This window comes from Actinoplanes sp. NPDC049548 (assembly GCF_040676695.1).
Lineage (GTDB): Bacteria > Actinomycetota > Actinomycetes > Mycobacteriales > Micromonosporaceae > Actinoplanes.
This window is the reverse complement of sequence record NZ_JBFAPM010000013.1, coordinates 93,286-106,278: the sequence shown is the minus strand read 5'-3', so window position 1 is coordinate 106,278 and position 12,993 is coordinate 93,286. Positions and strand designations below refer to the sequence as shown.

12 protein-coding genes are annotated in these 12,993 nt (G+C 72.0%); 8 read left to right on the top strand and 4 right to left on the bottom strand.

The window, feature by feature from the left end:
- The first annotated feature begins 2 nt into the window (after positions 1-2).
- Positions 3-383 (top strand): VOC family protein, encoded by a 381-nt coding sequence (locus AB0J80_RS24735; protein WP_364709084.1) that lies wholly within the window; start codon positions 3-5, stop codon positions 381-383.
- Positions 384-390: 7 nt separating this feature from the next.
- Here AB0J80_RS24735 and AB0J80_RS24730 read toward each other — a convergent pair whose 3' ends face one another.
- From AB0J80_RS24730 to AB0J80_RS24720, 3 genes are all read right to left on the bottom strand, one after another.
- Positions 391-1,140 (bottom strand): YcnI family protein, encoded by a 750-nt coding sequence (locus tag AB0J80_RS24730; RefSeq protein ID WP_364709081.1) that lies wholly within the window; start codon positions 1,138-1,140, stop codon positions 391-393.
- A gap of 88 nt (positions 1,141-1,228) precedes the next feature.
- Complete coding sequence (locus tag AB0J80_RS24725; RefSeq protein ID WP_364709079.1) at positions 1,229-2,587, bottom strand: ATP-binding protein; 1,359 nt, start codon at positions 2,585-2,587, stop codon at positions 1,229-1,231.
- Positions 2,588-2,589: 2 nt separating this feature from the next.
- Entirely contained in the window at positions 2,590-3,255 is a 666-nt protein-coding gene (locus tag AB0J80_RS24720) for a response regulator transcription factor (RefSeq protein WP_364709076.1), read from the bottom strand.
- Between the two features lie 189 nt (positions 3,256-3,444).
- Between AB0J80_RS24720 and AB0J80_RS24715 the strand changes: the two genes are divergently transcribed.
- Genes AB0J80_RS24715 through AB0J80_RS24700 form a run of 4 tightly spaced genes read left to right on the top strand, consistent with a single transcriptional unit; the run spans position 3,445 to position 8,318 of the window.
- The gene (locus AB0J80_RS24715) at positions 3,445-4,761 is read left to right on the top strand and encodes a hypothetical protein (RefSeq protein WP_364709074.1); all 1,317 of its coding nucleotides are present in this window, start codon (positions 3,445-3,447) and stop codon (positions 4,759-4,761) included.
- Between the two features lie 17 nt (positions 4,762-4,778).
- Positions 4,779-5,966: an ATP-binding protein gene (locus tag AB0J80_RS24710; protein ID WP_364709072.1), complete on the top strand. Its 1,188-nt coding sequence runs from the start codon at positions 4,779-4,781 to the stop codon at positions 5,964-5,966.
- Entirely contained in the window at positions 5,963-6,400 is a 438-nt protein-coding gene (locus tag AB0J80_RS24705; protein ID WP_364709069.1) for a response regulator, read from the top strand. Before AB0J80_RS24710 ends, AB0J80_RS24705 begins: the two co-directional genes overlap by 4 nt.
- A gap of 4 nt (positions 6,401-6,404) precedes the next feature.
- Complete coding sequence (locus AB0J80_RS24700) at positions 6,405-8,318, top strand: response regulator (RefSeq protein ID WP_364709067.1); 1,914 nt, start codon at positions 6,405-6,407, stop codon at positions 8,316-8,318.
- Here the strand turns inward: AB0J80_RS24700 and AB0J80_RS24695 are convergent.
- A complete protein-coding gene (locus AB0J80_RS24695; RefSeq protein ID WP_364709064.1) occupies positions 8,315-9,904 on the bottom strand; it encodes a methyl-accepting chemotaxis protein in 1,590 nt (529 codons plus the stop codon). The two genes, AB0J80_RS24700 and AB0J80_RS24695, sit on opposite strands and share 4 nt — an antisense overlap.
- A gap of 113 nt (positions 9,905-10,017) precedes the next feature.
- Here AB0J80_RS24695 and AB0J80_RS24690 point away from each other — a divergent pair, with 113 nt between their 5' ends.
- Genes AB0J80_RS24690 through AB0J80_RS24680 form a run of 3 tightly spaced genes read left to right on the top strand, consistent with a single transcriptional unit; the run spans position 10,018 to position 12,891 of the window.
- On the top strand, positions 10,018-11,136 hold the full coding sequence (locus AB0J80_RS24690; protein WP_364709061.1) for a hypothetical protein: 1,119 nt from the start codon (positions 10,018-10,020) through the stop codon (positions 11,134-11,136).
- A complete protein-coding gene (locus AB0J80_RS24685) occupies positions 11,133-12,065 on the top strand; it encodes an ABC transporter ATP-binding protein (RefSeq protein WP_364709059.1) in 933 nt (310 codons plus the stop codon). Before AB0J80_RS24690 ends, AB0J80_RS24685 begins: the two co-directional genes overlap by 4 nt.
- Positions 12,052-12,891: an ABC transporter permease gene (locus AB0J80_RS24680; protein WP_364709056.1), complete on the top strand. Its 840-nt coding sequence runs from the start codon at positions 12,052-12,054 to the stop codon at positions 12,889-12,891. Before AB0J80_RS24685 ends, AB0J80_RS24680 begins: the two co-directional genes overlap by 14 nt.
- The last annotated feature ends 102 nt before the right edge of the window (positions 12,892-12,993 follow it).

Genomic DNA, 12,993 nt, shown 5'->3' with positions numbered 1-12,993 from the left:
GCGTGATCACCGCGGTGCACACCCTCATCTACGCCGACGACCCCGACGCGGCCCGGGCCTTCTTCCGCGACGTGCTCGGCTTCCCCGCCACCGACACCGGCGGCGGCTGGCTGATCTTCAAGACCGGGCCGAGCGAGCTGGGCGTCCATCCCCGCTCGTGGGAGCACGGCGGGCGCTCCGGCTCGACCGACCAGCGCTTCGACATCTCGCTGATGTGCGACGACCTCGAGGCGACGATGGCCGAGCTGACCGCCAAGGGCGCCCGGTTCGACGGGGAGGTCCGGGACGAGGGCTGGGGCGTCACCATCCAGCTCGCCGTCCCGGGCGCCGGACAGCTGACGCTCTACCAGCCCAAGTACGACCCGCCCGCGACCAGCGGGTGAGATCCGGCTACTTCGCGGCCCCCACGGGCACCGGCTTCGCCGCCTCGGCGCTCGTCTGCGCCCCGGAGCGCCGGTAGGCCAGCAGACCGAGCACGAGGCCCGCGAGCCCGAGCACGATGCCGACGACACCCGCCCACGTACCGTTTCCGTCGCCCTCGGCCTCGCCGGCAGCCGCGCTCGTCACCGTGGGACCGGTGGCGGCCGCGGGAGCCGCACCGGCGGCGGCCGCGGTGAGCTTGAGCACCGGCGCGGGCTTGTCCGGCTCGGTGCCGTCCGTGGTGGGCTCGTCGATCCACCGCACGATGGTGCCGTCGGAGTACGTCTGCAGCGCCTTGAACACGACCTGGTCGACCTTCGGCAGCGGGCCCAGGGACACGTCGAACTCCTGGAACTGGCCCGGCTTGATCGCCGCGTCGCCCGTCGCGGTCCAGGTGATCTTGGAGACCGCCTCGGTGATCGGCGACCCGTGGGCCTCGATCGGCGTGGCCAGCTTCGTCTTGAGGGCGGTCATCGTCCACCCGGCCACCGGCTTGAGCGACACCGACGCGAACGGCGCGTCGGCCGGCAGGGTGACCTCCAGCTTCGTGGTGTTCGCGGAGTCGGTCTCGTTCGGCACCCGGAACGTGACCTTGGTGTAGCCGCCCTGGACGGCGGTGTTCGGGTTCACGGTCACGTGCGCGGCGGCCGGTACCGCCAGGGCGAGGGTCAGCGCGGCAACGGCGCCGCCGACCACGGCCGAACGCTTCAACAGGGACATCTCGGACCTTCCGCTTCGGCCCGGCGGGATGCCGGGACACGGTCATTGGTCGGTACCCGGGGTGGGAAAGTTCCAGGGGTCACGCGGATCAGGCCGCGGGCAGGCGCACCTCGGCGTGCAGGCCCGGCGGCGGGGTGGCGTCGCGCAGGGTCACCGTGCCGCCGTGGCGGCGTACCAGCTCGCGGACGATGGCCAGGCCCAGGCCGGAGCCGCCGGCGTCGCGGGCGCGGGCGTCGTCCAGCCGGGTGAACCGGTCGAAGACTCGCTCGCGGTCGGGCGCCGGGATGCCCGGGCCGTCGTCCACCACCGCGATCCGCTGGTACGCGCCGTCCGCCGCCACCTCCAGGCGCACCGACGAGCGGGCGTGGCGCACGGCGTTGTCCAGCAGGTTCGCCACCACCCGGCCCAGCGCGTCCCGTTCGCCGTGCACCCGCAACGGCACGGCCGGGCGCTCGTACGCGACCTCGGGATAGCGGCCGGCCACCTCGGCGAGCAGCCGGCCGAGCTCGACGTCCTCGGTCTCCGGACGGGCCGGGCGGGTCGTCGCGTCGTCCGCGCGGGCCAGCAGCAGCAGGTCGTCGACGAGGCGGCTCAGCCGGTGCACGTCGGTCAGCAGGTCGCCGGCGAGCTCCGGCCAGTCGGTGGTGTCCGGCAGCCGCTGCGCCACCTCGAGCTCGGTGCGCATGTTCGTCAGCGGGCTGCGCAGCTCATGCGCGGCGTCGGCGACGAAAGCCCGCTGCCGCACCCGCGCGGCGTCCAGGCGGTGCAGCATGTCGTTGAGCGTAACGGCGAGCCGGTGGATCTCGTCGTGGGAATCGGGAACCGGCAGGCTGCCGGGCCGGGCCCCGCCGGTGATCTCCTCGGCACCGGCCCGCAGCGCCTCGACCGGGCGCAGCGCGGCACCGACGACCCGCCACGCCACCAGCGCGAGCAGGGCCACCAGCGGCGGAAACGTCACGAGCAGCGTGGTGCGCAGCAGGTGCACGCTCTGGGTCAGGTCGTCGGTCGAGCGGGCGACCAGCACCGTGACCCGCTTGTCCGCAGGGCCGGCCGCGAGCCGCACCACCCACACCCGCCCCTCGAAGCCGATCCGGGAGCCGTCGATGAACCTGCCCTCGCCGTCGGGCAGCTCCGCCCGCTCCCGTGCGTACAGGATCGGCACCAGCCGGTCGGCCCCGTTCGAGACCGCCAGGATCTGGTCGGCGGCGTTGACGACCTGCACCCGTACGGTGGGAGCAGCCGGCACCGGGTCCGCGAGCGAGCTGGTGTTCACCAGCGACGCCACCTGACGGGCGGTCTGCAGGGCCTCGGTGTCGACGGTGCGCAGCAGCGCGAAGTTCATCGTGGCGACGAGCACGACCCCGCCGCCGGCCAGCCCGACGGCGAGCACGACGACGGACACCAGCAGCAACCGCGCCCGTAGGCTCAGCCGGCGCAGCCAGGGCATCCTCAGCCGCCGGCCACGGCGAGCCGGTAGCCGGCGCCCCGGACCGTCTCCAGCCGGTCCCGGCCGATCTTGCGGCGCAGGTAGCCGACGTACACCTCGACGGCGTTCGCCGCGGTGTCCAGGGCCGCGTCCCACACGTGGTCCAGCAGCTCGGTCTTCGAGACCACCTCGCCCGGGCGGCGGATCAGGTATTCCAGGAGGGCGAACTCTCGGGCGGTGAGCACCACCTCCGCCCCGGCGACGGTGACCTTGCGCACCGCCGGGTCGAGCTCGACGTCGCCGTGGCGCAGCACCGCCGGGCGCTGCGGGGTGCCCCGGCGCAGCAGGGCGCGCAGCCGGGCCAGGAGCACGACGTACGAGAAGGGCTTGGTCAGGTAGTCGTCGGCACCGCAGTCGAGCCCGTCGGCCTGGTCGTACTCGCCGTCCTTGGCCGAGAGCATGAGAACCGGCAGCCATTTCTGCTCGGCCCGCAGCTGCCGCACGACCCGGTAGCCGGAGAGGCGGGGCAGCATGACGTCGAGGATCATCGCGTCGTACTCACCGTGCCGGGCCATCTCCAGGCCGTCGGCGCCGTCCGCCGCGACGTCCACGGCGAACCCCTCGGCCTGCAGCCCGCGCCGCAGGGCGCTCGCGAGCCGCGCCTCGTCCTCCACCACCAGCAACCGCACCCGTCCACCTTGGCACGGGCGGCCCGGATCACGAACCCGATCTCAGCCGCGTCACAGCCAGGGCACGCCGGCAGTCCCTCCTTCCCCATTCGTCACTCGGCTTCCGGGAATGCATCGAATGGGCCCGGGAGAGCGGGCGCAAATATAGCCTCGAATACCGCCCCTACATTTATGAAGGTGGTGGCGACAATGGAACTGCAGCAACTGGGCGCGTGGGTTCTCGACGAGTTGCCGGCATGGAACCGGGCAATTCTGAGCGGGGAGGCGTCAGCGGAGTCGTTCAACGCCGTCATCCGGGAGAATGTGCTTCCCGGGCTGCCGGATCCCGCGCGGCTGGACCCGTCGGAAGCCCGGCGGCAGGTGGTTCATCTGGGGTTGATCGGCGCTTCGACGGCCCGCCACTATCAGGAGCGCATGCCCGACGGGAAGGCGAATCCTGAGCGGGCTTTCGACGGGTTCGCGGCAGGCACCGAGGAGCTGCCCTTCCTCACCTACTTCGCCGCCCTCACCGATCGCACCGGGACCGGACACTGTCACCGGGATTCCTACGCCTCCCTGGTGCGGTGGAACGTCGGCACGGTGGAGGTCCGCCTCGACGGCCGCCCCCTGGCGGTGCTGCCCGGCGAGTTCGACGACGGGCGGGTCCGCAGCTACACCGGCACGGGCGGTGAGGAGCGCTTCTTCGTCCTGGTCAAACGCAGCGAGGCGCTCGAGCTGGCCGTCAACACGCTGCTCGAGCCGCTGGCGGACGGGGACACCCGGCTCGACGGGCCCGACGTCGTGACGCGGGTCCGGCTGGCGACCGGGCTGCTCGACGCACTGCGCCAGGTGTTCGTCGACTTCGCGGCCCAGCCCCCGGAGCGCAGCATGCCGGCGGATCACTTCATGGACGTCTTCCGGCAGTTCGCCGTCCATTGGTCACCCGGCGACGTACCTCCCAGCGGAGCCCTCGATCCGGAGGCGCTCAAACGGGACTTCCTCCTCGGCATCGACATCGAGAACTACGACCAGCACGTCCGGAGACTGTTCCCCGCGCTGCTCGACGACGAGCGCGCCGCACTGGACCGGCTGATGGCTCAGCCCACTCTGCCGGAGAGGCTGCTGGCATCCTGCGCCACCGACGCCGGCCGGCTCGCGACTGCCGGCCCCGCCGACCTTCGCCGGCTGCTCCGGGACAACCCCACGCTGCAGGACTGGTACCGGCTGCTGACCGCGCACGCGCGGGCGGCCGGAGCGCACCTCATGCTGAGCAAGAGGTTCCTGTTCAAGCCGCAGTACCAGCGGGACCTGGCAGGCGTGGGCGACCAGGTGCTGGTGTCCAACCGGGCCGGCACCACCGGCATGACCGAGAGCTTCCTGGAGCGGCTGACGCGGGCCCGGCGCAACCATCCGCTCGCGCCGCTGCGTCGCGTGCTGACCTCCGGAACGCCTGATGACGAACCATTGGACACGGTACCGTCGGATATGTCCCCAGCAGGATCGGTAGCCGTAGCGCTGGTGGCGTGACCGCCAAGGGGTGGCCGGTGGACTCGATCGCAAGCGGCGCGGCACGTGTCGCCGCACCCGACCCGCCCATGATGAGGGTCGGCCACGAGCAGCTCATGGCGCTCGTCGACCACACGTCGGCGGTCATCTACATGCGGGACGCGCTGGGGCGCTATCTCCTGGTCAACCGCGAGTACGAGCGGCTGTTCCAGCTGCACCGCGACGACATCGTCGGGCTCACCGACCACGACCTCTTCCCGCGGGACGTCGCCGACGAGTTCCGGGCCAACGACCAACGGGCGCTGGCCGGAGGCGTTCCGGTGCAGATGGAGGAGCAGGCCCCCGGCGACGACGGGATGCGCACGTACCTGACCGTGAAGTTCCCGCTCATCGACGGCCACGGGCACGCGTACGCGATCTGCGGCATCTCCACCGACATCACCGAGCGCAAGCGCGCCGAGGAACAGGTACGCCGGCTCAACGACGAGCTGGAGCTGCGGGTTCGTGAACGTACAGCCGAGCTGGAGGCCTCCACGCGGGAGCTGGACGCGTTCGCGTACTCGGTGTCGCACGACCTGCGCGCTCCCCTGCGTTCCCTCGCGGGCTTCAGTCAGGTCCTGGTGGAGGACTACGCCGATGTGCTCGACGACGAGGGCCGGCAGTACCTGGGCCGCATCCAGGCGAACGTGGGGCGGATGGCGCAGATGATCGACGACCTGCTGGACCTGTCGCGGGCCACCCGGGTGGAGCTGCGCCGGGAGCGCGCCGACGTCTCGGCGCTCGCCGCCGAGGTGGTCGCCGATCTTCGTGCGGCGCATCCGGAACGCACCGTCGACGTCCGCATCGCGGACGACCTGGTCGCGCACGGCGACCCGGATCTCATCCGCCTGGTGCTGCAGAACCTGATCGGCAACGCGTGGAAGTTCACGATGCACCGGTCCGGCGCCACCATCGCTCTGACGACCGAGCAGCACGACGGCGTGGACGTCTTCGTCGTCCGGGACAACGGCGCCGGCTTCGACATGAAGTACGCCCAGAAGCTGTTCAGTCCGTTCCAGCGCCTGCATGCCGTCACCGACTTCGAGGGCACCGGCATCGGTCTGGCGATCGTGCACCGCATCATCACCCGCCACGGCGGCCGGATCCGGGCGCACGGCGTCCCGGGTGAGGGTGCGACGTTCCGGTTCAGTCTGATGCCGGCACCGGACGGGTGGGAGCTGCCATGAGCGAGGGACCCATTCTGCTCGTCGAGGACAACCCTGATGACGTGATGTTCACTCTGCGCGCCTTCGAGAAGAACCACATCCAGAACGACATCGTGGTGGCGACCGACGGTGAGCAGGCTTTGAACCATCTGTTCCCGGAGGACGGCAGGGCGGCGCTGCGACCGGCGCTGATCCTGCTCGACATCAAGCTGCCGAAGGTCGACGGTCTGGAGGTGCTCCGCCGCATCCGCGGGGCGGACCGCACCGCGGCCCTGCCGGTGGTGGTCCTCACCACCTCGAGCGAGGAACGCGACATCGTGGAGAGTTACCGGCTCGGCGCGAACAGCTACGTCCGCAAGCCGGTGATCTTCTCGGACTTCCTGAAGGCAGCCAACCTACTGGGTATGTACTGGCTGCTGGTCAACGAGCCGGCACCGACGCGGCCCGGAGGCTGACGGCGTGGAAGCGATCTACGCGCTCATCGTGGACGACAACCCCGACGACGCCCTGCTCATCGTCCGCCAGCTGACCCGGGCCGGCCTGCAGGTCGAGCACGTACGGGCGGACACGGCGGCGGGAGTCGCGGCCGCGCTCGAGGAGCGCAGGCCGGACGTCGTCATCTCCGACTACAACATGCCCGGCTTCCAGGCGGAGGAAGCGCTGGAGCTGGTCCGCGCCTGCGACGCCGACATCCCCGTCATCCTGGTGTCCGGCCAGGTCGGGGAGGAGATCGCGACGGCGCTGATGCGCGCCGGCGTACGCGACTTCATCCTGAAGAACCGGCTCACCCGGCTGGCTCCGGCCGTGCAGCGGGAGCTGCGGGAGGCGGCCGACCGACGCAAGCGGCGGGAGGCCGAGGCGGCGCTGCGCGACAGCGAGGAACGGTTCCGGATGCTGGCCGAGCACGCCGAGGACATCATCTTCAGGTACCGGCTGTTCCCCGAGCCCGCCATGGAGTACCTCAGTCCCGCGGTGCGGTCGGTCACCGGATACGAGCCCGAGCGGTTCTACGCCGACCCGGAGCTCATCTTCCGGCTCATCGATCCGGAGGACCGGCCGCTGCTCGAGGAGTCGTGGCAGTCCGGCATCCCGGGGACGCTGACCGTGCGCTGGCGCCGGGACTCGGGCAGTGTCGCGTGGACCGAGCAGCGGGCCGTAGCGGTGACCGACGCCGAGGGCCGGGTGACAGCGATCGAGGGAATCCTGAGGGACACGACCGACCGCGTCATCGCCGAACAGCGGCGCGCCGAGCTGGAGCAGCAGCTCCGTCAGGCGGAACGGCTGGACTCGCTCGGCCAGCTGGCCGGCGGCATCGCCCACGACTTCAACAACCTCCTTGCGGTGATCTCCGGATACGCCGACATGCTGAGCGACGGCATCCCCGAGGACCATCCCTCGTACGCCGACGCGTCCGGCATCAAACAGGCCGCCGCCCGCGGGGCCGCGCTCACCCGTCAGCTGCTCATCTTCAGCAGGCTCGAACCCTCGCAGCCGGAGGTGCTCGATCTCAACGCCATCGTCCTGGACCTGCAGCGGCTGCTGAGCCGCACGCTGGGTGAGGACATCGACGTGAGCACGGACCTGCACCAGGCCCTGCCACCGATCACGATGGATCGCAGCAAGCTCGAACAGGTGCTGATGAACGCGGTGATGAACGCTCGAGCCGCCATGCCGGACGGCGGTCGCCTGACCATCGCCACGACCCTGGCCGGCGACGACACCGGCGCGCCGACGGTCGGCCTCACCGTCACCGACACCGGATGCGGCATGTCACCCGAGGTCGCCGCCCGCGCGTTCGAGCCGTTCTACACCACCAAGGGGCGAGGCCGCGGAACCGGACTCGGCCTCGCCACGGCGTACGGCGTGGTCACCGACGCCGGCGGCACCATCACTCTCGAGTCACGCCTCGGGCACGGGACCACGCTGCGGGTCACCCTGCCGGTCAGTGCCACCGCCGGGCCCGACGAGCGACCGGCGGCGCCGGTGGCGGACGGGGGCGCAGGTGAACGGATTCTCGTGGTCGAGGACGAGGAGGCCGTCCGCGACATCGTCAGCCGCATCCTGCACAAGGCCGGCTACCAGGTCCACTCCGTCGGCGACCCCCTGGAGGCGCTGAAGACGTGTCTCACCGAGGGCCTCGAGGTCGACGCGCTGCTGACCGACGTCATCATGCCCGGCATGTCCGGGACTCAGCTCGCGGCCGAGCTGCGCCGGCACCGTCCCGAGCTCCCCGTCCTGTTCATGTCCGGGTACACCAGCGGCCCGGCGCCCGGGGGCCAGGAGCTTCCGCCCGACGCGCCGCTCATCCGCAAGCCGTTCGACACCCACACGCTGCTGCGGGAGCTGCGTCAGCTGCTGACGCGACCGGCCTAGTGCCGGAAGTCGGCCACCAGTCCGGTCAGCTCGGCGGCCAGGCGGGTCAGGTCGGTCGCCGCCTGCTGGGTCGCGCGGGCGCCGTCCGCGGTCGATCCGGCGACCTCGGCGACGGCCGAGACGGTCCGGGCGACCTCGCCGCTGCTGTGCGCGGCCTCGCCCACCTGCCGGCCCATCTCGCTGGTGGTGGCCGTCTGCTCCTCCACCGCCGAGGCGATGGTCGTGGTGTAGTCGCCGATCTGCCCGATCACGTCGGTGATCTCGCTGATCGCCTGGGCCGCGGAGCCGCTCGACGCCTGGATGTTGGCGATCCGCGCGGTGATCTCCTCGGTGGCCCGGGCGGTCTGCTGGGCGAGCTCCTTGACCTCGCCGGCCACGACGGCGAAGCCCTTGCCGAGCTCGCCGGCGCGGGCCGCCTCGATGGTCGCGTTGAGCGCCAGCAGGTTCGTCTGCTCGGCGATGCTGGTGATCAGCTTGACGACGTCGCCGATCTCCGCGCTGGCACTGCCGAGCTCGGCGACCTGGCTGTTGGTGCGTTCGGCCACGGCGAGACCCTGCTGGGCGAACTCGGCGGCCCGGGAGGCGTTGGTGGCGATCTCGCCGATCGACGCGTTCATCTCCTCGGCGCCGGCGGCGATGGTCTGCACGCCGGCGTTCACCAGCTCGGTGGCGGAGCTGGCGGTGCTCGCCTTCTCCGCGGCGTCGCCGGCACCGGCCTCCAGCTGCGTGCTCACGGCTGAGAGCTGCTCGGAGGCCGCCGACAGTGTCGTGGCGGAACCGCCGATGCTGTTGATCGTGTGCCGCAGGCGGCTGATCGCGGTGTCCAGGGCGGCACCCATCTGCCCCGCCTCGTCGCGCGAGGTCAGTCCCGTGGAGCGGGTCAGGTCGCCCTTCGCGAGGCCGGTGCAGACCTCCTTGACCCGGTTCAGCGACCGGACGATCTGCCGGGCCACCAGCAGGCCCGCGCCCAGGGCCAGCAGCGTGCCCACCACCATGAGGACCAGGGACATCCACCGGCTCTGCTCGTACGCCGACTGGGCGGACTGGGCGGACTGGGCGGACTCGGCCGCCTCGGCCTTGCCGAGCTGCTCCAGAGCCGCGTGGATGTCGGTGATGATCGGCTGGATCGAGGTGTCCCGGACCAGCTGCCACGCGCCGAAGTCGTCACTGGCCCCGGCCGGCAGCTGCTTCTCCTTGGCCACCTTCACCCACGCCCGCCAGTTCGCCTCGAGCCCCGAGACGGTGGCGGGATCACCGGCCGGACCGCTGGCCCGATAGGCGGAGAAGGCGGCGTCGACGTCGCTCAGGTCGTCGGTGAAGGCCTTGGTGTACTGCGCGGTCGTGGGCTCGTCCTGGGAGATCGCCTGGTTGGCCAGGTCCACCCGCGCCTGGCTCATGGCGGCGTTCAGGTGGCCCAGGGCGTCGACGCTGGCCAGGTTGCTGCGGTAGATCTCCTGGGCGGCGTCGCTGGACCGGCTCAGGGCCACCAGCCCGACGACGCCGACCGCCAGGGACACGGCGATGCCGACGAGCACGGCGGCGAGGATCTTGACGTTCACGCTCACGTTGGCGAGGGAGAGGCGCACAGACTATTGATCGGCAGGTTGCGCGCGCCCCTGAGGCTCCCTTAGGGGGCGCTCTCAGCGCCGTCACAGCACCCGCCGAGCACGATGGCTCCAGACAACGGGAGGTGGACATCGTGAGTGTCTTCAAGTCGAGGCCGGCGCTGCGCTGGCTGGTTCCGGCGGCCGCTGCGGTCGTGGTCATCGGGGGCGGCGCTGCGGCCGGCACGATCGCCGCGAGCGCGGACCCGACGCTGCCCGAGCGCAGCGCGGCACAACTGCTGGTGGACGTGCAGACGGCCAAGATCAGCGGGCTGTCGGGCACGATCGTGCAGACCGCGGACCTGGGCCTGCCCTCGCTGCCGGGCGTCACCGGCGGCGCCGGCACCAACGCCGACCTCATGAAGCTGGTCGCGGGCAGCAACACCGCGCGGGTCTGGTACTCCGGCGAGGACAAGGTCCGCCTCGCGGTGCTCGGCACGCTCGGCGAGACGGACGTCATCCGCAACGGCTCCGACGTGTGGGTGTGGCGCAGCAACGACAACTCGGCCACGCACGTCACGATCCCCGCGGACGCGAAGCACGAGCAGAAGACGCTGCCGCAGGGCATCCCGTCGACGCCGCAGGAGGCCGCGGACGCCGCGCTGGCGGCCATCGACCCGACCACGGCGGTCAGCACGACCGGTGCCGCGGAGGTCGCCGGGCGCGCCGCGTACGAACTGATCCTCCAGCCGCGCGACACGGCGTCGCTGGTGGGGCAGGTGCGGCTGGCGATCGACGCCGAGCAGCACATCCCGCTCGGTGTGGACGTCTACGCCAAGGGCGCCACCAAGCCGGCCGTCCGCATCGCGTTCCAGCAGGTCAGCTTCGCCCAGCCGGACCCGGAGCAGTTCACCTTCAACCCGCCGCCCGGCGCGAAGGTCGACACCCCGAGCGGAACCGACCTGGAGAAGCAGCGCGACAAGGCGCGGAAGGAGGCCCCCGGCAAGCCGGAGGCTCCGCAGGGCACGAAGGTCGTCGGCAAGGGCTGGACGTCGGTGCTGGTCACGAAGCTGCCGAAGGGTGACGGCGCCGAGGCCGGCAAGGGTACGCCGGACCTGGACGCGGTCACCGGTGCCCTGCCGAAGGTGAGCGGCACCTGGGGCAGCGGCCGCCTGCTGCAGAGCGCCCTGTTCAGCGCCCTGCTCACCGACGACGGCCGGGTCCTCGTCGGCGCCGTCGCCCCGGAGAAGCTGTACGAGGCAGCGGGCAAGTGACCGACCTCGCGGTCGCTTCCCACGGGCTGACCAAGCGGTTCGGCAGCCAGGTCGCGGTGGACGCCGTCGACCTGGCTGTCCCCCGCGGGGCCGTGTACGGCTTCCTGGGCCCCAACGGCTCCGGCAAGACGACCACCATCCGGATGCTGCTCGGCCTGATCAGCCCGACCGCCGGCGGGCACCACCTGCTCGGCGAGGCCATGCCGGACCGCGCCGCCGGCGTGCTGCCCCGGGTGGGGGCGCTGGTCGAGGGACCCGGCTTCCACCCGTACCTGTCGGGCCGGGACAACCTGCGGCGCCTCGACGCGGCGGACCGCACGGCGCCGCGGCGCACGGCGGAGGCCCGGATCGGCGCGGCGCTGGACCGGGTGGGCCTGGCGGCCGCCGCCGGCAAGCGGTACCGCACCTTCTCGCTCGGCATGAAGCAGCGCCTGGGCATCGCGGCCGCGCTGCTCATGCCGCGGGAGCTGCTCGTGCTGGACGAGCCGACCAACGGCCTCGACCCGCAGGGCACCCGCGAGGTCCGCACCCTGGTCGGCGCGCTCGCCGCCGAGGGGGCCACGGTGCTGCTCAGCACGCACCTGCTCGCCGAGGTCGAACAGATCTGCACCCACGTGGGCGTCATGCACCGCGGCCGGCTCGTGGCCCAGGAACCGCTGGCCCAGCTGCGGTCCGACGCGGCGCCGCAGGCCCGGGTGCTCACCGACCAGCCGGCCGAGGCCGCGCGGGTGCTGCGCACGCTCGGCCTGACCGAGGTCGCCGAGACGGCGTCGGATGCCACCGGCCGGCTCGGCGCGGTGGCCCCGGAGAAGGTCGTGGCGGCGCTGGTGCACGACGGGGTGGCCGTCCGCGGCTTCGCCGTGGAGGCGCCCAGCCTCGAGGACGTGTTCGTCCAGCTGACCGGCAGGGGGTTCGATGTCTCGGACTGACACGCAGGTGTCGCCGCGGTTCCTGCTGTCGGAGCTGCGCCTCATCGCGGTGCGGCGGCGCAACCAGGTCGGGCTGGCGGCGCTGGCGGCCGTACCGGTCGTGCTCGCCGTCGCGATGAAGGTCACCACGCCCGGCGGGCGCGAGGGCGGCCAGGGGCCTGACTTCTTCAACCAGATCACCGGCAACGGCTTCTTCGTCGCCCTGGCGGCGCTCGGCGTCGAGCTCACCCTGTTCCTGCCGATCGCGATCGCCATGCTGGCCGGTGACGCCGTCGCGGGCGAGGCCAACCAGGGCACCCTGCGCTACCTGCTGACCGTGCCGGTGGCCCGGACCCGGCTGCTGGCGGTCAAGTACGCGGGCATCGTCCTGGGCGCATTCGTGGCCCCGCTGACGGTGGCGGTCTCGGGCCTGGTCGTCGGCCTGCTCCTGTTCGGCGGCGGTGACGTCACGACGCTGTCGGGCAGCACCATCGGCTTCGGCCCGGCGGTGCTGCGGCTGCTCGCCGTCTGCCTGTACCTGGGCGTGTGCCTGGCGGCGCTGGGGGCGGTGGGGCTGTTCCTGTCGACGCTGACCGAGCAGCCGATGGGTGCGACCATCGCGCTGACCATGCTCACCGTGGCGAGCGCGGTGCTGGGGCAGGTGCCGCAGCTGGACTGGCTGCATCCGTACCTACTGACGCGGCACTGGCAGGACTTCGGGGAGCTGCTGCGCGATCCGGTGTCGTGGGGGGCGCTCGGGCCGGGGCTGCTCTCGGCGGGCGCGTACATCGCGGTGTTCCTGTCGGCGGCCTGGGCGCGTTTCGCCGGACGCGACGTCACGAGCTGAGCGCCCGGGCAAGCACGGCACGGCGGTCAGCGTGTGCGCCTTCTGCAGCAGCGTGTACTGCGGCACGTCGATCACGATCGGCCGTCATCCGGCAACTGATCG